Annotated in this window: 15 protein-coding genes; 9 read left to right on the forward strand and 6 right to left on the reverse strand. The window is 66.1% G+C overall.

The features are described 5' to 3' along the window. Window positions 1-4: 4 nt before the first annotated feature. The 5 genes from HH800_RS17715 to HH800_RS17735 all read right to left on the reverse strand — a co-directional run bounded on the left by HH800_RS17715 (window position 5) and on the right by HH800_RS17735 (window position 5,644). Window positions 5-274, reverse strand: a complete 270-nt coding sequence (locus HH800_RS17715) for a hypothetical protein (protein ID WP_004208506.1) — start codon at window positions 272-274, stop codon at window positions 5-7. A gap of 106 nt (window positions 275-380) precedes the next feature. Further along, complete coding sequence (locus tag HH800_RS29120) at window positions 381-518, reverse strand: hypothetical protein (RefSeq protein WP_235681914.1); 138 nt, start codon at window positions 516-518, stop codon at window positions 381-383. 237 nt (window positions 519-755) lie between these two features. Beyond that, window positions 756-2,948, reverse strand: coding sequence for a hypothetical protein (locus tag HH800_RS17725; RefSeq protein WP_235681915.1), 2,193 nt, complete (start codon window positions 2,946-2,948; stop codon window positions 756-758). A 96-nt stretch (window positions 2,949-3,044) separates the two neighbouring features. Continuing rightward, window positions 3,045-4,370 carry a peptide MFS transporter gene (locus tag HH800_RS17730; protein WP_169861891.1) on the reverse strand — a complete coding sequence of 442 codons (1,326 nt, stop codon included), beginning with the start codon at window positions 4,368-4,370 and terminating at the stop codon, window positions 3,045-3,047. Beyond that, window positions 4,367-5,644, reverse strand: coding sequence for a metal-dependent hydrolase family protein (locus HH800_RS17735; protein WP_169861892.1), 1,278 nt, complete (start codon window positions 5,642-5,644; stop codon window positions 4,367-4,369). Before HH800_RS17735 ends, HH800_RS17730 begins: the two co-directional genes overlap by 4 nt. Before the next feature lie 66 nt (window positions 5,645-5,710). Here HH800_RS17735 and HH800_RS17740 point away from each other — a divergent pair, with 66 nt between their 5' ends. From HH800_RS17740 to HH800_RS17780, 9 genes are all read left to right on the forward strand, one after another. Continuing rightward, entirely contained in the window at window positions 5,711-7,873 is a 2,163-nt protein-coding gene (locus HH800_RS17740; protein ID WP_169861893.1) for a penicillin acylase family protein, read from the forward strand. A gap of 9 nt (window positions 7,874-7,882) precedes the next feature. Further along, window positions 7,883-9,247 (forward strand): amidohydrolase family protein, encoded by a 1,365-nt coding sequence (locus HH800_RS17745; RefSeq protein WP_169863367.1) that lies wholly within the window; start codon window positions 7,883-7,885, stop codon window positions 9,245-9,247. Beyond that, a complete protein-coding gene (locus HH800_RS17750; RefSeq protein ID WP_169861894.1) occupies window positions 9,244-10,368 on the forward strand; it encodes a dipeptidase in 1,125 nt (374 codons plus the stop codon). The genes HH800_RS17745 and HH800_RS17750 overlap by 4 nt, the downstream gene beginning before the upstream one ends. 4 nt (window positions 10,369-10,372) lie before the next feature. After that, window positions 10,373-11,245, forward strand: a complete 873-nt coding sequence (locus HH800_RS17755) for an ROK family protein (RefSeq protein WP_169861895.1) — start codon at window positions 10,373-10,375, stop codon at window positions 11,243-11,245. Between the two features lie 11 nt (window positions 11,246-11,256). After that, window positions 11,257-12,729 (forward strand): PLP-dependent aminotransferase family protein, encoded by a 1,473-nt coding sequence (locus HH800_RS17760; protein WP_169861896.1) that lies wholly within the window; start codon window positions 11,257-11,259, stop codon window positions 12,727-12,729. 68 nt (window positions 12,730-12,797) lie between these two features. Beyond that, window positions 12,798-13,430, forward strand: coding sequence for an FMN-binding negative transcriptional regulator (locus HH800_RS17765; protein WP_169861897.1), 633 nt, complete (start codon window positions 12,798-12,800; stop codon window positions 13,428-13,430). Continuing rightward, complete coding sequence (locus HH800_RS17770; protein WP_169861898.1) at window positions 13,427-15,112, forward strand: amidohydrolase; 1,686 nt, start codon at window positions 13,427-13,429, stop codon at window positions 15,110-15,112. The genes HH800_RS17765 and HH800_RS17770 overlap by 4 nt, the downstream gene beginning before the upstream one ends. A gap of 64 nt (window positions 15,113-15,176) precedes the next feature. Then, window positions 15,177-17,420, forward strand: a complete 2,244-nt coding sequence (locus HH800_RS17775) for a TonB-dependent receptor (RefSeq protein ID WP_169861899.1) — start codon at window positions 15,177-15,179, stop codon at window positions 17,418-17,420. Between the two features lie 83 nt (window positions 17,421-17,503). Further along, window positions 17,504-20,707, forward strand: coding sequence for an amidohydrolase family protein (locus HH800_RS17780; protein ID WP_169861900.1), 3,204 nt, complete (start codon window positions 17,504-17,506; stop codon window positions 20,705-20,707). Window positions 20,708-20,713: 6 nt separating this feature from the next. On the opposite strand, the gene HH800_RS17785 is transcribed toward HH800_RS17780, so the two are convergent. Then, window positions 20,714-21,610, reverse strand: a complete 897-nt coding sequence (locus tag HH800_RS17785) for a LysR substrate-binding domain-containing protein (RefSeq protein WP_169861901.1) — start codon at window positions 21,608-21,610, stop codon at window positions 20,714-20,716. Between the last annotated feature and the right edge of the window lie 285 nt (window positions 21,611-21,895).

The raw sequence follows: 21,895 nt of genomic DNA on the forward strand, positions 1-21,895 counted from the left end.
GGCCTCAGGCGAAGTCGGCCTTGCCCGACCCAATCTCGGCAAAATAGGCGCGGGTGGCGCGCTGCTGTCCCGGCAGGGCGACCGCGTCCAGAACCGGACCGTCGGTGAACAGGCCGGCCACGCCGGCGATCGCCGCCTTGGCATCATCGCTGTCATCGTCGGCGGCCAGATAATGGACCTGCTCGACAAAGGCATAGCCAACGACCTTGGCCGGGTCGGCCGGGTCGGTCAGCTTGATGACATAATTGGCGTCGGTGTCGTAGGATTCAGCCATATATACCCCCATAGTTCGTGATGGATCAAAAGTAGGTTGCGGGACCGTAATGACAAGCAGGGCGAGGACAATGAGGGAAAACCCTATCAACGCCGCACGGAGCATATCAGACATAAGCGAAGGGCTCGACTGAGCGCTTCACATACATGGCCTTGCCGTTCGGGCTGACCGACACGCCCCAATAGCATGCCTCGCCCATCCCCGGCTCAATCGAGATGCGCACATCCTTGCTCGGCAATTCCACCTGCACCGGATCATTGCCGGCCGGCAGCTGAGCTCCAGCGTGTGGGCGACGCCGATCTTGGCGCGGGTCTTCACATGGTCGAGCCAATGCACCAGCCGGTCGCCGATCGAGATACGGACGCTGTCATCCTTGAATCCCTGTTCGAGTGCGATGGTGATTTTGCGAAATTCCGACATTGTTGGTCCCCTTTCGGAATGATGGGGCGCACCGCCAGGACAGGCGACGCGCCTGTATGGATCAGATACTGAGGCCGTTCGCCTTGAGGGCCAGCATGCGCTGCATGTCCTGGCCGAGGTTAAAGCCACCGATGACATCGCCCGCCCGCACCGCGTCGAAGCCCAGCCCCGTCTGGCGCAGCGCCGGGGCAACCCCGCCATCCAGCGCGCGAGCGAGCTTGCCCGCCTCGCGCAGGAAACGGGTATGGCCGACGGCATTGACGGCGGCATCAGCGCTGCCCTCGGTCGCGATCGCCAGCAGGTGGCGAGCTTCCTTGAGATCGGCGTCATAAACCTCGATGCGGCGGGCGGCCGCAGCAGGGGTCTCACCGGGCCGTGCCCGCTCATCCACCTGCAACAGCTTATATTCGTCGGCCAGCGGGCCGGCGAGCGCGATCGCCGCCTGGCGTGCGAGCGGATGCTGACGCATCCGCGTGGCCGCTCGCAGCGCATCGACTGCCGATTGGACGCCGCGCGTGCCGTTGACGGCCAGCACCTGGCCGACTTCCGGGGTGAAGATATCCTGCGCCAACCGCTCTTCCTCGCGGCTTTCGGGCGGCTCCACCTTCACCTCCAGCGGGTTGGAAATGACGGCCCGGCCATCGACGACCAGCATCGCCTGGATGGTGTAGCGGCCCGGTTCGGCCATGTCCCAGCCATTACGGCCGGCGCCGACCAGCACGCTGTCATAGAGCGCCTCACCCTGACCCAGAATGATTTCCAGGCTCTCGCCGCAATGGCGCGAATAGGGCGACCATTGGCGCGCGGGCCGGCCATCCTTGCTGATGATCAGGGTCAGGCCGGCCCGTTCCGACAGGCGCGCCGCCGATGCCAGCTTGGGCCGGCCGCTGCGGTTGACCAGTGCCATCTCGACCACCGGCGGCAACAGATAGGGCAGGCGATTGTCACGAGCATTGACCGACAGGGTCAGGCCGAACTCCTCATTGGGGTCCAACGCCACCTGCGAGAAGCCATGCTGGTCGAACCAGTCGGCATTGCCCAACTGCACAAAGCGTTCGGGGCCATGGCGCATGAACAGCAGTTCGGAATCGGAAAAGCGGAAGTCGAAATCGGCAAAGAAGGCCGCCTGGCCGCCCGCCACCGCATAGGGATAGTTCATGAAGCTGCGCGCTTCGGGATCATCGGCCAGCGGAATCCAGGGCGTGCCCAGCGACTTCTGCCAGCTATGCGCCAGGTTGAAGGCATGGCCGACCTCATGCGCGGCGGTCCAGAAGCGCATTCGCCGCACCCAGGCGTCGGGATCGGCATCGCCTGCCGGCGGATGGGCGATGAAGGCGTCGGTGAAGATCGCCGTCCCCTGGCGATGGTTCGACCCGATATCGTCGAACATGATACCGCCCAGGCTGCTGCCCTGCACATGGAGCGAGGCGAACAGCACCCACAGCGACCATTGCGGCTTGTCGGCAAAGCGCGACCAGTAGATCTGCATCGCGTCATGCATTTCCTGGTCGGTCCAGCGCTGGTCGGCGCCAGCCGCACCGAGCGGGATGGCGCCATTGCCGGGCGCGTCGCTGACGTTGAACCCCGCCCGCCGATAGACACTGTCCAGGCTCAGCGTCTCGCTGGCCATGGTCGCGGGATGATTGGGGTGATCGTGCGTGCCGATTTCCGTCACGCGGGTCGCGCCGGCCACCGTGTCATATTCGAACTCGGCCGGACGAAAGCTCGAAGAGCTGAAAATATAGGTGCGCACGAAGCTCGCTGCGCCGCCGCCGCTGAAGGTCGCCTCCACCTTGCGCTGGGCGGCGAGCAGGCTCTTCGTCACCTTCAGGCTGATCTGGGTATGGGGGATGGCGCCGACCTGGCCATCCTTGAACCAGATCTGGCCGCTATAATGATTGGCCCCGGTCCGGGTCAGCGCCGCGACCCAGCTGACCACCGGCCCCAGCGGGCCGGCGCGCGTGCCGCTGACCGTCATCTGCGGATAGCGGCCATCGACGTCCAGCCGCAATTCCTCGCGCGTATAGAGCGTCAGCGCATTGATATCGTCGTCGAAGCGATCGACCGCACCGGGCAGCGCGCGCGGCATCGGGAAGCGCGGCGAGCGCACGAAATTGTAGCGGCCGCTGGCCTGCACCAGCAGCGGCAGGTGCCGCACCGGCCGCAGCTTGGGATCGATATCGAAACCGGCCATGTCGGTATCGAGCGCGCTGTCGCCGTCAAAATCGGCGGGATCGAAATCGGCAGTCATCATGCCCTCCTGTCGGCGCGCGTCGGATGCCCGCGCTCGCAGGATCGGGAATGGCATGGCCAGTGTGAGGCCAGGCGTCGGTCGAACGTGAAAAAAGCGTCAATCCGACCGAAAAATCGCTTTCCGTAACGTCAATATCAGGAAAACCGCACCACATCCCGCCGCAATCCCGGCATGCAGCAGCCAGAAGGTGGTGGCTGGCATGCGGGCGTAGAAGCCCCCCACCCAGCCGACCAGAATATTGCCCAGGAAGAAGACGAGATAATAAAGGCCGATCGCCAGCCCGGCCTGACGCGGCGGCGCGGCGCGGGTGAACAGCGCCAGGCTGACCGGCAATATATGCGCAAAACCGATGCCGTTGAGCAGATGGAAGGCAATCGCCCAGCCAAGCCCCGTTCTGCCGTCCGCACCCGCCAGCGCCGATCCGAGTGCCAAGCAGAGCATGCCCCCGGTCGCAAAGAGCGACCCGATCGTCAGCTTGGCAAAATCGCCGGGCTCGGGCCGGTGGCGCGCATAGCGGCGATAGACGAAAGGCAGGCCCGCAAGGATGGCCAGGCCCAGCCCTGCATCGAGGGTGATGAGCCAGCTCGTCGGCACGCGCAGCCCGCCCAACGTCAGTTCCAGATGCGCGTCGCCCCAGATCAGATAGGCGTTGAATATCTGATTGTTGGGCAACAGCGTCACCGCCAGCAGCGGGATCAGCAGGACGATGCCCAGCAGGCCACGCAGATCCTGCCCGGTCATGCGCCCGCGCCCGTTCGATCTGGGGCGATAATCGTCAACCGGCAGATGCCTGCGTCCGGCGAGATAGATGATCGTGGCGATCCCCATACCAACCCCGGCGACGGCAAAGCCGACATGCCAGCCGCGCGTTTCAGCCAGCGTGCCGATCACCAGCGGCGCGGCGATCAGGCCGATATTGATGCCCAGATAATAAAGCTGGAACGCGCCGTCGCGGCGCGGATCGTCACGACCATAGAGCGTGCCGATCTGGCTGGCGAGATTGCCCTTGAACAGGCCGCTGCCCAGCACCAGCAAGGCCAGCGCGGGCAGGAAGGCGGCCTGGACCGCCATCAGAAAATGGCCCGCCATCATCGTCAACGCGCCCAGCAGCACCGTGTGATGCCGGCCCAGCAGCCGGTCCGCGACCAGCCCACCCAGGATCGGCGTCACATAGACGCTGGCAAAATAGGTGCCGACAATGGCGGAGGCGAGCGGCTGGCCGTCGAGCCCGCCATAGAGCTGGCGAAAGGCATCGAAGAAAAGCAGGCCGTCGGCCTGTCCCGGCTGCAGCAGATGCTTGACCAGATAGAGGGCCAGCAGCGACTGCATGCCATAATAGGAGAAACGCTCCCACGCTTCGGTGAACAGCAGATAGGCGAGGCCCCGCGGATGGCCCAGAAAAGCGCGATCGCCCTGGTTCATGGCTGCGCGCCCGGCCCCTTGTAGATGACGCCGTCCTTCATCACGAAGCCGACCTGGCGCAGCGCGCCGATGCTGCGGGTCGGATCGCCCTCGACCGCGACCAGATCGGCGAGCAGGCCCGGCTTCACCGCGCCCAGCCGGTCGGCGATACCGAACAGTGCCGCATTGCCGCTGGTCGCCGCGACCAGCACGTCGCGGGGCGCCATGCCGGCGGCGGCCATCAGTTCCGCCTCGCGGGCATTGTCGCCATGGGCAAACACGCCGACATCGCCGCCCAGGCAGATGGCGACACCCGCCGCCCGCGCGCGATCCAGCGCCTGGCGCGCCTGCGTCACCGCCGCCGGCGCCGGTTCCGCCCCGGTCCAGCCACGATAGCGGGCGGTGGCATCGGACGCCGCCAGGGTCGGGCAATAGCCGACACCATGCGCCTTCATCAACGCGAAGGTCGCGGCGCTGCCCTCATAGCCATGCTCGATCGTGTCGACCCCGGCCAGGATCGCCCGGCGCATCCCCTCATCAGTGGCGGCATGGGCCGCGACCTTGCGCCCGGCGCTGTGGGCCGCCTCCACCGCTGCGGCCATTTCCGCCTGGGTGAAGGTCGGCCGGCTCGGCTCACCCTTGCCCCAGCGATAGTCGGCATAGAGTTTCACGACATCGGCGCCGGCCGCGATCTGTCGCCGCACCGCCGTCACCAGATCGGGACCGCCGGCTTCCTCCGCGCCCAGCGGCACGACGACGCCCGGCTCGAACCCGCGCGGGCCATAGGCGCCCGGTGCCACCAGCGCGCGGGTCGCGACCAGCATGCGCGGCCCGGCGACGATACCCTGCTCGATCGCCTGCTTGAGGCCGACATCGGCATAGCCAGCCCCTTCGGTGCCCAGATCGCGAACGGTGGTGAAACCCGCCATCAGCGTCGCCCGCGCCGACACCGTGGCTCGCACCGTGCGCAGCGCCAGCGGCTCGTGCAGCACCTGATCGTCCCAGCTCGTCTCGTTATAGGGGTGCAGGAACAGGTGCGAATGACCCTCGATCAGGCCGGGGAGCAGGGTCTTGCCGGGCAGGCCGATCACCCTTGCCCCAGCCGGCACCGCGATCCCCGGTCCGGCCGCCTCGATCCGGTTGCCGCGCACCAGCACCGCCCATCCGCGATGCGACGTCGCGCCGTCGAACACGGCATCGGGGCGCAGCAGATAGAGCGCCGGCGCGGCCTCCTGCGCCCCCGCCGGCATCGGCGCGACGAACAGAAAGGCCAGCAGGATCAAAAGCCTGTGCATCGATATCATCCCCCTTGACGGGAGGCTGCTTGCGCCGCCCCGCCCCCTTCATTACTCCCCCTCTCTATGACGAAATTCCTGCCGCGCGCCACCTCCCTTGCGGGGGCATTGGTCGCTCTTGCCGCCTGCCCTGCCCTTGCCCAATCGCCGACCGCGCTCTCGCCGGCCAAGGTCACCATCACCCGCGACCAGTGGGGCATCGCCCATGTCCATGGCGCGACCGACGCCGATGCCGTGTTCGGCATGGTCTATGCCCAGGCGGAAGACGACTTCAATCGGATCGAGACCAATTATCTGGTCAACTTGGGCCGCCTTGCCGAAGCCGAGGGCGAGAAGGCGATCTGGCAGGATCTGCGCCAGCGCCTGTTCATCGATCCTGCCCGGTTGCAGGCCGACTATGCCCGCAGCCCGGCCTGGCTCAAGAAGCTGATGCAGGCCTGGGCCGATGGCCTGAATTATTATCTTTCGACCCATCCGATGGTGAAGCCGCGGGTCATCACCCGGTTCGAACCCTGGATGGCGCTGAGCTTCACCGAAGGCAGCATCGGCGGCGATATCGAGCGGGTGCCGCTGACCCAGCTACAGGCCTTTTACGAGAAGAAGCCGGTGGCGCTGACCATGCTGGAACAGGGCCTTGCCTATCGCGAGCCGCAGGGATCGAACGGCTTTGCCATCGCGCCGTCGCGGACGGAAGGCGGCCATGCGCTGTTGATGATCAACCCGCACACCAGCTTCTTCTTCCGATCCGAACTGCAGATGAGCAGCGACGAGGGGCTGGACGCCTATGGCGCGGTCACCTGGGGCCAGTTCTTCATCTATCAGGGCTTCAACCGCCATATCGGCTGGATGCACACGTCGAGCGGCATCGACAATGTCGACGAATTTGCCGAGACGATCGTGCCGCAAGGCGATCGCCTCTTCTACCGCTATGGCAAGGAATTGCGGCCGGTCACCGAAAAGACCATCGCCATTTCCTACCGCACGCCGGACGGCAAGCTCGCCCAGCGCGCCTTCACCGGCTACTCCACCCATCATGGCCCGATCGTGCGGACCGAAGGCGACAAGTGGATCGCCTTCGCGCTGATGAACAAGCCGGTGCCGGCGCTGGAACAAAGCTATCTGCGCACCAAGACCAGCGATTATGCGAGCTTCCTCAAAGTCGCGGAGAATAAGGCGAACAGCAGCAACAACACGCTGCTGGCCGACGACAAGGGCGAGATCGCCTATCTCCACCCGCAATTCGTGCCGATCCGCGACGATCGCTTCGACTATACGAAACCGGTGGACGGCAGCGATCCGGCGACCGACTGGCGCGGCCTGCATGACCTGTCCAGCCTGCCCCAGGCGGTGAACCCCAAGGGCGGCTGGGCGATGAACACCAATAACTGGCCCTGGACGGCGGCGGGCGCGGACAGCCCCCAGCGCGAGGCCTTTCCCCGCTACATGGACCAGGCCGGCGAAAATCCGCGCGGCCCCCATGCGCAGATCGTGCTGTCGGCCAATGAGCATTTCACCCTCGATAGCCTGATCGGCGCGGCCTATGATCCCTATCTGACCGGCTTCGCCCGGCTAATGCCCGGCCTGATCGCGGCCCAGGACAAGACCCCTGATCCGGCGCTGGCCGATGCGGTGCAGAGCCTGCGCGGCTGGGACTATAAATGGAGCCTGACCTCGACCCAAACCTCGCTCGCGGTCTTCTGGGGCGAGGCGCTGTGGAAGGCGGTGGCCCCGGCCGCCAAGGAAGCGGGCCTGTCCACCATCGACTATATGGCCACCCGCGCGACCGACGCGCAGAAGCTGGCGGCGCTGCGCGAGGCGGTCGAGCGGCTGACCGCCGATTTCGGCAGCATCGCCGTGCCCTGGGGCGAGATCAACCGCTACCAGCGCAATGACGGCGCGATCGTCCAGACGTTCGACGACGCCAAGCCCAGCACGCCCATCCCGTTTGCCTCGTCGCAATGGGGATCGCTCGCCGCCTTCGGCGCGGCGCGCTATCCGGGGACGAAGCGCTATTATGGCACGAAGGGCAACAGCTTCGTCGCGGCGGTCGAGTTCGGGCCGAAGGTCGTCGCCCGCGCAGTCAGCGCCGGCGGCGAGAGCGGCGATCCCCACTCGGCCCATTTCGCCGATCAGGTCGACCTCTATGCCAAGGGCGATCTGCGCCCGGTCTATTTCTACCCCGAAGACATCAAGGCCCATGCCGTGCGCACCTATCGGCCCGGCGAATAAGGATAGATGATGCACACCGCCCGCCTTGCCGCCCTGATCGCCTGCGCCCTGCCCTTCGCCGCCTTTGCCCAGCCGCCCAAGCCGGCCGAGGAGGCGATACTCTATAGCGGTGCCACCATCATCGACGGCACCGGCGCCGCGCCGCGCGGCAATCAGGACATGCTGGTGCGCGGCGACCGGATCATCGCGCTGGCACCGCATGGCAGCCTGCCCGCCGCCGATGTCGCCGGCGCGAAGCAGGTCGATCTGGCCGGCCGCTATGTCATCCCCGGCCTGATCGATAGCCATGTCCATATGGCGACCCCGCCCAATGCCGTGCAGGCCAAGGCGATGCTGCGCCGCAATCTTTATGGCGGGGTGACGGCGGTGCGCGACATGGCCGACGATCTGCGCTCGGTCGGCGAACTGGCGCGCGAGGCGCGGATGGCGGAAATTCCGGCGCCCGACATCTATTATGCCGCGATCATGGCCGGCCGGCCCTTTTTTGCCGATCCGCGCGTCGCCGCCGCCAGCCAGGGGGTGACGCCGGGCACCGCGCCCTGGATGCAGGCGATCGACGACAAGACCGATCTCAAGGAAGCCATCACCCTGGCGCGTGGCACATCGGCCAGCGCGATCAAGGTCTATGCCGACCTCACTCCGCGCCAGGTCAAAGCCGTGACCGCCGCCGCCCATCGCCAGCATATGCTGGTCTGGGCGCATAGTTCGGTCTTCCCTACCCGCCCGGCTGACGTGATCGCCGCCGGGCCGGACGCGATCAGCCATGTCTGCTATCTCGCCTATCAGCGCGAGCCGGTAATGCTGGCGGCGTATGAGGACCGGACGCCGGTGCATGAAAATCTGCTGGCGCCGGGCGACGATGACCCGGTGATGGCCGACCTGTTCCGCGCAATGTTGAAGCAGGGCACGATCCTCGACGCGACCGGCGCGCTGTTCGTGAAATATGAGGCCAAGCGCAAGGCCGATCCCAAGGCGAAGCCGCTGCGCTGCACTGGCGACCTCACCACCCGCCTCACCCGCCAGGCGTGGAAGATGGGCGTCCCCATCTCCACCGGCACCGATTTCGTCGGTGAGGTCGAGGACCAGTGGCCCGCCGTCCATGAAGAACTGCTCTTCCTCGCCCGCAATGTCGGCATGCCGCCGGTCGAGGTGATCCGGTCGGCCACGCTGGTCGGCGCGCAGGCGGCCGGGCAGGGCAAGGAAATGGGCTCGATCGAACCGGGCAAGCTCGCCAATTTCGTGGTGCTGAAAAGCGATCCAATCGCCGACATCGCCAATATCCAGACGATCGAGACGGTGGTGAAGCGCGGCCAAGCCTATGCCCGCAACGCCTATGTGCCGGTGACGAAGGAAGAAATGGGGGACGACGAATGAGGCTGGATCGGCGCAATTTCATGGGGGTATCGGCCGCTATGCTGGCCGCCGGCAGTGCCCGCGCGGCGGGCGTAGACGCCGATCCGATCAAGGACATGATCGTCGTCAATGCGCTCGGTGGCCTCGGCGATCCCAACCAGCCGGCAGATTCCCTCGTTCCGCAGTTCGGCCCGCGCGTGCTGGCCGAAGCCCATGCGTCGGGCCTCACCGCCGTCAACATCACCATCGGCTATGTCTCCGGGTCGGCAGACCCGTTCGAGCAGAGCGTGCGCGAAGTGGCCGAGACCGATGCGCAGGTGCGCGCCAACAGCCGCGACCTGATGAAGATCCTGACCGCCGCCGACATAAGCCGCGCCAAGACGGAGGGGAAAGTGGGCCTGATCTACGGATTCCAGAATGGCGCGATGATGGGCCAGGATGCCAGCCGGGTCGACATTTTCGCAAACCTGGGCGTGCGCATCTTCCAGCTGACCTACAATCCCGCCAACCAGCTGGGCGACGGGTCGATGGCGCCGGGCAATCGCGGCCTGACCGCGTTCGGCCGCGAGGTGGTGGCGCGCTGCAATGCGCAGCGGGTGATGGTCGACCTGTCGCATAGCGGAGAGCAGACCTGCCTGGAGGCGGCACGCATTTCCAAACAGCCGATCTCGATCAATCACACCGGCTGCCGCGCGGTCACCAACCTGCCCCGCAACAAGACCGACGCGGAATTGAAGCTGGTCGCCGATCGCGGCGGCTTCATCGGCATCTATTTCATGCCCTTCCTTGATCTGTCCGGCCATGCCCGCGCCGAGCATGTCGTCGCCCATATCGACCATGCGGTGAACCTCTGCGGCGAGGATCATGTCGGCATCGGCACCGACGGCACGGTGACGCAGATCGACGACCTCAACGCCTATGAGGCGGTGCTGGCCAAGGAAATCGCCGCGCGCCAGGCCGCTGGCATCAGCGCCAAGGGCGAACGGCCCGACACCTATCCCTTCGTCGTCGACCTGCGCGGCCCGGACCAGTTCCGTAAGCTCGTCGGCCTGCTGCGCGTCAAAGGCTATTCGACGGCCCGGATCGAGAAGATATTGGGCGGCAATTTCCTGACCTATGCCGAGACGATCTGGGGAGCATGAACCGATGCTGGCAGGCGTAGAACTGGGCGGCACCAAATGCATCTGCATCCTGGGCACCGGGCCGGACGATATCCGGGCGCAGGTGGAAATTCCGACCACCACGCCTGCCGAGACCCTGTCGGCGGTGGCCGCGACCTTGGCCGGATGGGATTTCGCCGCGCTGGGCCTTGGCAGCTTCGGACCGCTTGATCTTGATCCGGCGTCGGCCAGTTTCGGCTCGATCGTCAGCACGCCCAAGCCGGGCTGGAGCGGGACGGACATCACCCACCTCGCGGCCGGACGCCCCTTCATGGTCGATACCGATGTCAATGGCGCGGCGCTGGCCGAGGGCCGATGGGGCGCGGCGCAGGGGTTGACCAGCTGGGCCTATGTCACGGTCGGCACCGGCATCGGCGTGGGCAGCATCGTGTCCGGCATGCCGGTGCGCGGACTGGGCCATAGCGAGGCCGGGCATATGCGCGTGCCGCGCGCCGCCGGCGACGATTTTGCAGGCAATTGCCCCTTCCATCGCGATTGCCTGGAGGGACTGGCCGATGGTCCCGCGATCGAGGCCCGGACCGGCCAGCGCGGGCGCGACGTGTCCGCTGATGATCCGCAATGGTCGTTCGTCGCCCATGCCCTGGCGGCGATGTGCCATAACCTCGCGCTGACCAGCCTGCCCCAGCGTATCCTGATCGGTGGTGGCGTCGCCATGGGCCAGCCCCAGTTGATGCCGATGATCCGCGATGGACTGACCGCCAGCCTGGCGGCCTATGGCGCGGCTGCGACGATTGCATCGATGGACGACTATGTCGCCCACCCGGCACTGGGCGACCGCGCCGGGCCGCTCGGGACGATCGCCCTTGCCGACATGGCCCTGGCGGCATCGCGGCGCTGATCGCCACGCGGATGCTGCGCCCCTGGACCCTGCCGCTCAAGGAACGGGTGCGGATCGCGCCGGACAGTCCGCGCTACATGCAGATCGCCCATGGGCTGATCCACGAGATCGAGCGCGGCCGGCTGTTGCCCGGCGAGTTCCTGCCAAGCAGCCGAGAACTGGCCGCCGCGCTGGAGGTCAATCGCAAGACCATTGTCACCGCCTATGAGGAACTGATCGCGCAAGGCTGGCTGGTGAGCGCAGGCACGCGCGGCACGATCGTGTCGACCTCCCTGCCCAGCAGCGACGATGCCCCTGCCCCGCCGATCGCCCCCGACACCCGCCAGCCGGACGAAACCGAATATCCCTTCCTGGCCGCACCCGACCGGCTGATCGCCATCCCGGCGGGCAAATGGCGCAAGCTGGACGAGGGCGTCGCCGACGGACGCCTGTTTCCCGCTGACCTCCTCGCCCGCGCCTATCGCAAGGCGGCGGAGGGGGCCTCGCGCGCCAATGCGCTCCACTATCGCGATCCGCGCGGGTCGCCACGGCTGCGGCAGGAGATCGCCAGCATGTTGCGGCGCCAGCGCGGGCTGATGGTCGGCGCGGAAAATATCTGCATCACCCGCGGCAGCCAGATGGGCGTGTTCCTGACCGCGCGCATCCTGATCCGGCCGGGCGACGCGGTGCTGGTCGAACGGCTGACCTATGAGCCGGCGGTCGCCGCCTTCCGCGCCTGCGGTGCCAAGATCGTCACGGTCGGGCTGGACGAGGATGGCGTCGATGTCGCCGATGTCGAGCGCGCCTGCCGCAAGCATCGCGTCCGCGCCATCTTCGTGACGCCGCATCACCAGTTTCCGACCACCGTGTCGATGCGGCCCGAACGGCGGCTGCGCCTGCTGGAACTGGCGCGGCAATTCGCCTTCGCGATCATCGAGGATGATTATGACCATGAGTTCCACTTCGGCGCACAGCCGCTGCTGCCGATGGCGAGCTACGCCCCGGCGCGGGTGATCTATGCCGGGTCGATGTCCAAGCTGCTCGTGCCGGCTTTGCGCATCGGCTATATCGCTGCCGCGCCCAAGGTCGTCGACGCGCTGGCCTATCAGATCTCGCTGATCGACGGCATGGGCAATACCGTGACGGAGGAGTCCGCCGCCGAACTGCTGGAGAGCGGCGAGGTGCGCCGCCATGTGCGCAAGACGGCGCAGATCTACGCCCGGCGGCGCGATGCCTTCGCCCGCAATCTTGACAGCGAAATGGACAGGTTGATCGACTATCGCCTGCCCGATGGCGGCCTCGCCTTCTGGTTGCAGTTCAAGGACATGGCCGCGCTCGACCGGCTGGAAGCGCGGGCACCCGAGATCGGCCTCAGCTTTGCTTCCTCGCACAGCTATGCGGCCGAGGAAGGGACCGAGCGGGGGCTGCGCATCGGCTTTGCCAGCCTGACCGAGGAAGAGGCAAAAGAGGTGTTGCAGGCGCTGCGCCGCTGCGCCGAACCCTGATCCTTACTTGGACCCCTTCACTTTCCTGAATTGGATGTTTCGGGCGGGTCCAATGCCGGCGCAGTGTCATGCATATGAAATATGCGCCCCGCTCCCCGGACGACATCGTCACCCTGATCGGCGACCATCCGCTCTGCTGGATCGTCTCCCATAGCGAGGCCGGCTTCGGCTCGACGCCGCTGCCGCTGCTGGCCGAATGCGACGCGGACGGTGCGCTGGTGTCGCTGCTGGGCCATTTTGCCCTGTCCAACCCGCAGGTGGCGCAACTGCGCACGGCGCCCCGCGCCACCGTTCTGGTGAACGGGCCACAAGCCTATATCTCGCCCGAGATGCAGTCGAACCCGACATGGGTGCCGACCTGGAACTATGCGATGGCGGTGCTGACCGTCGATGTCGAGCTTCTGCCGGAAGCCACCCGCGAATCGATCGAGACGCTGACCGACCGGATGGAGGCGGGCCGCGTCGCCCCCTGGCATATCGATAATGCCGGCGCACGGCTGGAACCGATGATGAAGCATATCATCGGCTTTCGCGCCCATGTCCGCGCGATCGACGGCCGATTCAAGCTGGGCCGCGACGAAAGCCGCCAGGGCATCAACGAGATTGTTGGCAGCCTGGCCCCCGGCGGGCTGCGCGACTGGATGCAGATCTACAATGAGGACCGGCTGGACGAAACCAGCCGCGAGGGAGCAGAGCAATGATGTTCAGCCGACGCGAAATGCTGGCCGGGGGCGCAACCGGCCTGGCCGGACTGGCATTGAGCAGCAGCCTGTGGGCGAAGGGACAGGTGCTCGACACCGCCTATGTCAACGCGACGGTCTGGACCGGCGAAGGCATGCCGATGGTGCGATCGGCGATCGGCATCGCCGGTGGACGCATCGCCGCGATCGGCGCGGCGGCGGTCAAGGCGCAGTCGGGCAAGACAACCCGCATCATCGATCTGGGCGGCGCCTTCGTCATGCCCGGCTTCACCGACGCGCACACCCATTTCCTCACCGGCTCCTATCTGTTGAGCCAGCCCAATCTGCGCGAGGCGAAGAGCCCGCAGGAATTTGCCCGCATCGTCGGCGAGGCGGCCAAGAGCCTGAAGCCCGGCCAATGGTTGCAGGGCGGCAGCTGGGACGCAGAACTATGGGGCGGCGAACTGCCCGACCGCAGCTGGATGGACCCGGTGACGCCCAATACCCCGGTCGCGGTGCAGCGGCTGGACCTGCACATGCTGGCGCTCAATTCGCTGGCGCTGAAACTGGCCGGGATCGATCGCAACACGCCCGACGTGGCCGGCGGCATGATCGTGCGCGACAAGGATGGCAACCCGACCGGCATCCTGAAGGATGCGGCGATGGACCTGGTCAAGCGCGCCATCCCCGCGCCGACCGACGCCGACAAGGAGGATGCCGCGCGCCAGGGCATCGCCCATGGCCTGTCCAAAGGCGTGGTGCAGGTCCACACCACCGAACTGGACTGGATCACCCATGACACGCTGCGCCGCCTGCGTGCCAGGGGCGAGACCGACATGCGCTTCTATTCCTTCGTGCCGTTGCAGGACTGGGCGAAGCTCAAGGCGCTGATAGAGGCCGAAGGGCGCGGCGACGACTGGGTGCGCTGGGGTGGCCTCAAGCTGCAATATGACGGGTCGCTGGGGTCGCGCACGGCGATGTTCTACAAGCCCTATGACGACGCGCCCGACAATAGCGGCTTCCCGATCCACAAGCGCGCCGATGTCCAGCAATGGACCAATGATGCCGACGCGGCGGGCCTGCAGATCACCATCCACGGCATCGGCGACAAGGCGAATGACGAGGCGCTGGACATCTTTGCCGCCGCCGCCGCGAAAAATGGCAAGCGCGACCGCCGTTTCCGCATCGAACATGCCCAGCATCTGGCGCCGGCCGCGATCCCGCGCTTCGCCCAGCAGCAGGTCATCGCATCGGTCCAGCCCTATCATGCGATCGACGACGGACGCTGGGCGATCCAGCGCGTCGGCGCCGAGCGGCTGAAGGGCACCTATGCGTTCAAGTCGCTGCTCGATGCCGGGGCGAAGGTCGCCTTCGGATCGGACTGGCCGGTGGCGCCGCTCGATCCGCTGACCGGGGTCGCCGCCGCCGTGCTGCGCCAGACGATCGACGGCGCGAACCCAGGCGGCTGGTTGCCTGAACAGAAGATCAGCATGCTCCAGGCGCTGCACGCCTATACCGCGACCAACGCCTTTGCCGGTTTCAGCGATGACCGGATGGGCCTGCTGAAGCCCGGCATGCTGGCCGATTTTGCGGTGCTGGACGCCGATCTGTTCGCGATCGATCCGGCGAAGATCGGCGCGACCAAGGTGTTGCGCACGATCGTCGGCGGTCGCCAGCGCTTTGGCGAAGGGAGCGACATCTAACAACAGAGCAAGGGAGAAAGCCGGCCGGAACAAGGCCGGTTCTCACATCATAAGGGGAATGACAATGAACAGACTGACGCATCTCAAGACTGTGAGTTTCACCGCCATGGCGGCCGCGACCATCCTGTCCGGCACCGCCCTTGCCCAGGCCCCGGCCGCCAGCGACAGCGAGACGATCATCGTCACCGCCGGCAAGCGCGACGAGGATATTCGCCAGGTCGCCCTGCCGATCAGCGCCGTCACCGGCGAGCAGCTCAAGAAGATGAACGCCAACAGCCTGTCGGACTATATCGTCCGCCTGCCCGGCGTGGTGTTCAACGATTATCAGCCCGGCATTTCGGAAGTCGTGATCCGCGGCGTTGCCGCCACCACCTATCATGAGCAGGGCCAGACCACGGTCGGCTATTATCTCAACGAAGTGCCGGTGGTGGAGCCGGGCTTCCCGATCGGCATCCCCGACGTCGACACGTTCGACCTACAGCGCGTCGAAGTGCTGCGCGGTCCGCAGGGCACGCTGTTCGGTTCGTCCACTCTGGGCGGCCTCGTCAACTATGTCGCCAATGTCGCCGATCCGTCCAAGGTCGACGCCGCCGCATCGGGCCTGGTCGGCACCACCAAGAATGCCTCGGGCGAACTCAACTATGCCGCCAAGGCGATGATCAACATCCCGCTGGTCGCCGATCAGCTGGCGCTGCGCCTGGTCGCGCTGCAGCGGTCGGACGCGGGCTATCTCGACAATCCCGGCATCGGCGTGAACGGCTCCAACGATTATCGCACCCGCGGCCTGCGCGGATCGATCGTCGCCAATCTGGGCGAGACGACCAAGGTCACCTATCTGTCGAGCTGGCAGGACAGCAAGCTGGACGACCAGACCTATCTCGACCTGCCAAACCCCTATGTCCGCAACCTGCCGCGCGCCGAAACCCAGAAGACGAAATTCTGGATGAACAGCCTGCGGCTGGACCAGGAAGTCAGCGACATCGCCAATCTGACGGTGCTGGGGTCGATCACCAAGAAGACCAACACCACCATCTTCTCCTACCCCTATGCCTATGTGACCGGCGTCACCACCGGCGATGGTGCGGCCTATTCGCTGGGCGAGGCCGATGCGCTCATCAAGACGGTCGAGGCCCGCCTCGCCTCGGCCGGCGACGGTCCGTTCAAATGGCTGGTCGGCGTCAGCTATTTGCAGGCCAAGAAGAACAGCTATGACCAGATCTTCCAGGCCGGTGCCGCCGACTATATCGACGCCAATCCCGACCTGTTCGGTGGCTATTCCGGTGCGCAGCTGACGCCGGGCGACCGCCTCTATGGCTATTTCACCAAGAGCACGAACGAGGATTTCGGCGTGTTCGGCGAACTGTCCTACAAGCCGGTGGAGCAGATCGAGATCACGCTGGGCGGTCGCTATTATGACACCACCGCCAAGGCCGACGTGTTGAACCAGGCCGGTGCGCTGGGCGGCTATGAAGGCGGCTATACGCCGACCGACAGCAGCGGCAGCGTCAACCAGAAGGAAGACGGCTTCCTGCCCAAGGCGACGATCGCCTGGCGTCCCTCGAAGGATGTCATGGTCTATGCCACCTATTCGCAGGGCTATCGCGTCGGCGGCATCAACCCCAATGCCGGCCTGCTACCCAGCATTCCGGAGGCCTATGAGAGCGACAAGGTCAAGAATTACGAAATCGGCGTGAAGGCGCAGACACCCGACGGCCGCTTCGCCATCGACCTGACCGGCTTCCATCTCGACTGGAACAATATCCAGGCGCGTCTCTTCGGCCCGGCGCCCTCCTATTATTCCTATGTCGTCAATGCCGGTGGCGCGCGGGTCAACGGTGTGGAATTTTCCGGCACGGTGAATGTCAACAAGATCGTCCACTTCACCACCAACGTCACCTGGCAGGATGCGGAGCTGACCGAATTCCTGCCCTATCCGTTCGACGTCGCCGGCCTGGGCGGCTATGCCAAGGGCACGACGCTGCCGGGTTCGTCCAAATGGTCGATCGCCAATAATCTGACGCTCAGCTTCGCCGATATGACCGGCGCGCCCAGCTTCGACATCGCGCATCGCTATCTGTCGTCGGCGCCGACCAGCTTCGACGATGTCTCGCGCCGTGGCGCCTTCAACGTGTTCGACCTGCGCGCCTCGGTCAGCCTGGGCGAGAAGGTCCGGCTGATGGCCTTCGCCAACAATGTGTTCGACAAATATGGCGTGCTGAACGCGCCGTTCGCGAACGACGCCGCGACGCCGCAGGGCTCGATCATCCGGCCACGCACCATCGGCCTGCGCGCCGACTGGAGCCTCTAAACGCCTTGAAGAACGGGGCCGCATCCGCAAGGTTGCGGCCCCGTTCCTTATCTGCATCCCAAATCCCTGACCGAAAGGCCGCAATGCGTTCTCTTGCCTCCCTGCTGCTGGGTGCGTCCCTGCTTTGTGCCCATCCCACGCTGGCGCAGGACAGCAAGGGGCTGAGCCTGACGCCCACCCGGACGCTGCGCTATGACGCGCATCAGGCGACCTGGATGCAGCCCGACATGTCGCCGGACGGCAAGACGATCCTGTTCGACCTATTGGGCGACATCTATGCGCTGGACGCCGGCGGGGGCGCGGCGCGGCCGCTGCTGACCGGCATGGCGTTCGAGCGCAATCCGGTCTTCTCGCCCGACGGCAAGCAGTTCGCTTTCCTCTCCGACCGGTCGGGCGTCACCAATCTCTGGATCGCCAATGTCGATGGCACCGGCCTCAAACAGCTGTCGCAGGACCAGTCGCTCGCCATCTATTCCTCGCCCGCCTGGTCGCCCGATGGCCGCTCTGTCTATGTCTCGCGCACGGTCCATTCGATCCTGGCGTTCGAGCTGTTCATGTATGACCGCGATGGCGGCAGCGGCATCCAGATCACCAAGGCGGGATCGCCCGACAATTGGGACGCGAAGATGAACGCCATGGGCGCGGTCGCGACGCCCGATGGCCGCTATCTCTATTATGCGACCAAGCGCGGCCATACCTGGACCGAGAATGACCTGCCCAACTGGTCGATCGCGCGCCGCGACCTCAAGAGCGGGCAGGACGAGACGATCATCCAGTCGGCCGGGGGCGCGATGCGCCCGGCGCTGTCGCATGACGGCAAGCTGCTCGCCTATGCCAGCCGGCAGGGTCAGAAGGACGGACTGCGCCTGCGCAATCTGGAGACCGGCGAGGACAGGTGGATCGCCTTCCCGATCGACCGGGACGGCCAGGATGGCGGCTATTATGCCGACCTGCTGCCGCGCTTCAGCTTCATGCCGGGTGACAAGGCGATGTTGATGAGCGTCGGCGGCGGGATCAGGCGGCTCGACATTGCATCGGGCAAGATCAGCGACATCCCCTTCACCGCGCCGGTGCAACTGGGCCTCGGCCCGCTGACTCGTGTGCGGCAGACGGAAGAGACCGGCCCGGTTCGCGTCCGCGTGGTGCAGGCGCCGCGCCAGTCGCCCGACGGCGGCAGCGTCGCCTTCACCGCTTTGGGCGGCCTCTATGTCCAGAAGCTGACAGCGAACATGACACCCAGACAGCTGGTCGCGGCCGATGCCTTCCAGCCGAGCTGGTCGCCCGACGGCAAGAGCATCGCCTATGTCAGCTGGACCGCCAAGGAGGGCGGCCATGTCTGGACGATCCCGGCTACGGGCGGCACGCCGCGCCGGCTGACGCAGATCCCGGCCTTTTACAGCCAGCCGGTCTTCACCCCCGACGGCAAGGGCGTGGTGGCGTTGCGCGCGAACCAATATGACCGGCTGCGCACCGCGTCGGAGATCGATCCCGCGCGCCCGACCGACATCATCCACATGCCCGTCGGCGGCGGCGCGGCGCGGCTGATCACCCATGCCATGGGCGCGCGCCAGCCGCAGTTCGGCAGCGAAAGTGACACCCTCTATTTCTATGGCGCCGGCGGCTTGTCGTCGGTGCCGCTGGCGGGGGGCGATCCGCAGCCGCTGCTGCGCGTGCTGGCCCATGGGCTGGGCCAATATTTCCCCGGCCCGGCGCCGGTCGAGGACGTGCGGATCAGCCCGGACGGCAGCCGCGCGCTCATCAAGTCGTTCAGCCAAGCCTATCTGGTGGATATCCCGCCGGCCAATGGCGGCGAGCCGGCGACCGTCAATCTCGACACGCCGGCGGTGGCGCGACGCAAGCTGACACGGGTCGGCGCCGACTTCATCGACTGGGCCGACAGGGGCGCGACCGTCACCTGGTCGGTCGGATCGACCTTCCGCCGGTTGCCGACCGATCAGGCGCTGTCTGCTGCGCCGGGCACGGCCGAGGCGGTGGCGCAGAGCTTCGCATTGCCGGTCGAGTTGCCGCGCGATGTGCCCCGCGGCAGCGTCGTGCTGCGCGGCGCGACCGTCATGCCGATGGCGGGCGGGCAGGATGTGATCCGCAATGCCGACATCGTCATCACCGACAATCGTATCGTCGCGGTCGGCGCCAGCGGATCGGTCGCCGTGCCGCAGGGCGCGACGATCCGCGATGTCGGCGGCAAATATATCGTCCCCGGCTTCGTCGACACCCATGCCCATTGGTTCGAGATACGGCGCGGCATCCAGGAACGCGGCCATTGGGACTTTGCTGCCAATCTCGCCTTCGGTGTCACGTCGGCGCTCGACCCGCAGCCCTTCACCACCGACATCTTCGCCTATCAGGACATGATCGATGCCGGCATGATGCGGGGGCCGCGCGCCTGGTCGACAGGGCCGGGCGTGTTCGTGAATGCGGAAATCCACAGCAAGCAGGATGCGGTCGACGTCCTCACCCGTTATCGCGACCATTATCGCACCCGGAACATCAAGAGCTACATGATCGGCGACCGGGCCCAGCGCCAGTTCATGGTCGAGGCAGCGGCGGAACTGGGCATGATGCCCACGACCGAAGGCGCGAGCGACATGGTGCTGAACCTGACCCACGCGATCGATGGCTTGTCCGGCAATGAGCACAGCATCCCGGTGTCGCCGCTGCGCGAGGATATCGTCCGCCTGTTCGCGCAGAGCCGCACCAGCTACACGCCGACCATCCTGGTCGCCTATGGCACCACCCCGGCGCTGTTCGACTTCATCATCAACAAGCGGCCGCAGGACGACGCGAAATGGACCCATTTCGTGCCGGCGGGGATCGTCAGCGACAAGTTGCGCAACCGCCACTGGATGCCGCCCGAGGCGCAGAGCTGGCAGCAAATCGCGGCAGACGCGGTGCAGATCCAGCGCGCCGGCGGCCTGGTTGGCCTTGGCAGCCATGGCGAGATTCAGGGGCTGGGCTATCAGTGGGAGTTGCAGGCCTTTGCCGCTGGCGGCGCGACACCGATGGAAGCGCTGAAGGCCGCGACGATCGGGTCGGCCGAGGTGATCGGCCATAGCGATGATGTCGGCAGCCTGGCGCCGGGCAAGTTTGCCGACCTGCTGATCCTGGACGCCGATCCGCTGGCCGATATCGCCAATGCGCAGAAGATCGGCGCCGTTATGAAAAATGGCCGGATCTATGATCCAGCGACGCTGGACGAAATCTGGCCGACGCCCGCGAGGCTGGCCGGACCCTGGTTCGCGCAGGATGGTGCCACCCCGACGCCCTGAGTCATGTCAGCGCGCCGGGCTGTCCTCCAGCACGGTCGTACGGAACGCCTCGGCCGGGGGCGACAAAGTGCGATGATGGATCATCCATAGCGAACTGGTGACGGGCGAGGTGAAGCGGCGGTTGACGACATTGTCCACATGCAGCCGCGCCATCGACCGCGCGATCACGGTCGGGCCGAACCCGGCGGAGACGAGGCCCAGCAAGGTCGCCAGGCTGCGCGCCTCATGCGCGATCCGCGGCACGAAGCCCGCCGCCTCGCACTGGGCGAAGAAATGCTCGGTAAAGCCCGCGCCATTGGGCGCGCCATAAAGGACCAGCGGCTCGCCGGCGAGGTCGGTGATGCTGGGATCTTCTTTGCGCAGTGCCAGCGGATGATCGTCGCGCAATGCGAGCAGCATATCCTCGGTCAACAGGCAGTGCGACACCATGTCCTCGGGCAGCACCGGCGGCAGGAAATCGCGCACCAGGCCGATGTCGAGCTGATGGTTGCGCACATTCTCGATCTGCTCGTCGCGCCCCTGTTCGCGCAGGATCAGTTCGACCTGCGGATAAGTCTGGCGAAAGCGATAGAGGGCGCTGGCGATCTGCGGCACGAACGGGCCGGACGCGGTGAAGCCCAGCCCCAGATGGCCGATCTCGCCACGCTGCGCCCGGCGCGCGGTCTGGCTGGCGCGATCCGCCTGCACCAATGTCGCCCGCGCCTCCGGCTCGAACAACCGCCCCGCTTCGGTCAGGCGGACACGGCGGCTGGTGCGGTCGAACAGGCGCACGCCCAGTTCCTCCTCCAGCGCCCGGATCTGCTGGCTGAGTGGCGGTTGCGATATGCCCAGGCGCAGCGCGGCGCGGCCGAAATGCATTTCCTCGGCAACAGTCAGGAAATAGCGGAGATGGCGGAGATCCATTGATCCATTCGTTAGAAATATCGATTATGCCATATTATATATTAGACGCAGAATGTCCAAGGGCGCATGGCCCATCGCGGATGTGGCGGTGGTCCTCATCGTCCCATGGCATTGTGCGCGGATTCGCCCCCGATCCCGCTGCGCGTGTCATATCGCGGCCGACCAGCGGATTGCCGTCACATTCATGAATGCCGTTCATAGGCTCATGCCGCCATGCCGCTCTGGCAACCCGGCCGCAGAACCCGTAAAATAAGGGCATTCCTTCTGGAGAGGCGCCAAATTTTC

This window comes from Sphingobium yanoikuyae, from assembly GCF_013001025.1.
GTDB lineage: Bacteria > Pseudomonadota > Alphaproteobacteria > Sphingomonadales > Sphingomonadaceae > Sphingobium > Sphingobium yanoikuyae_A.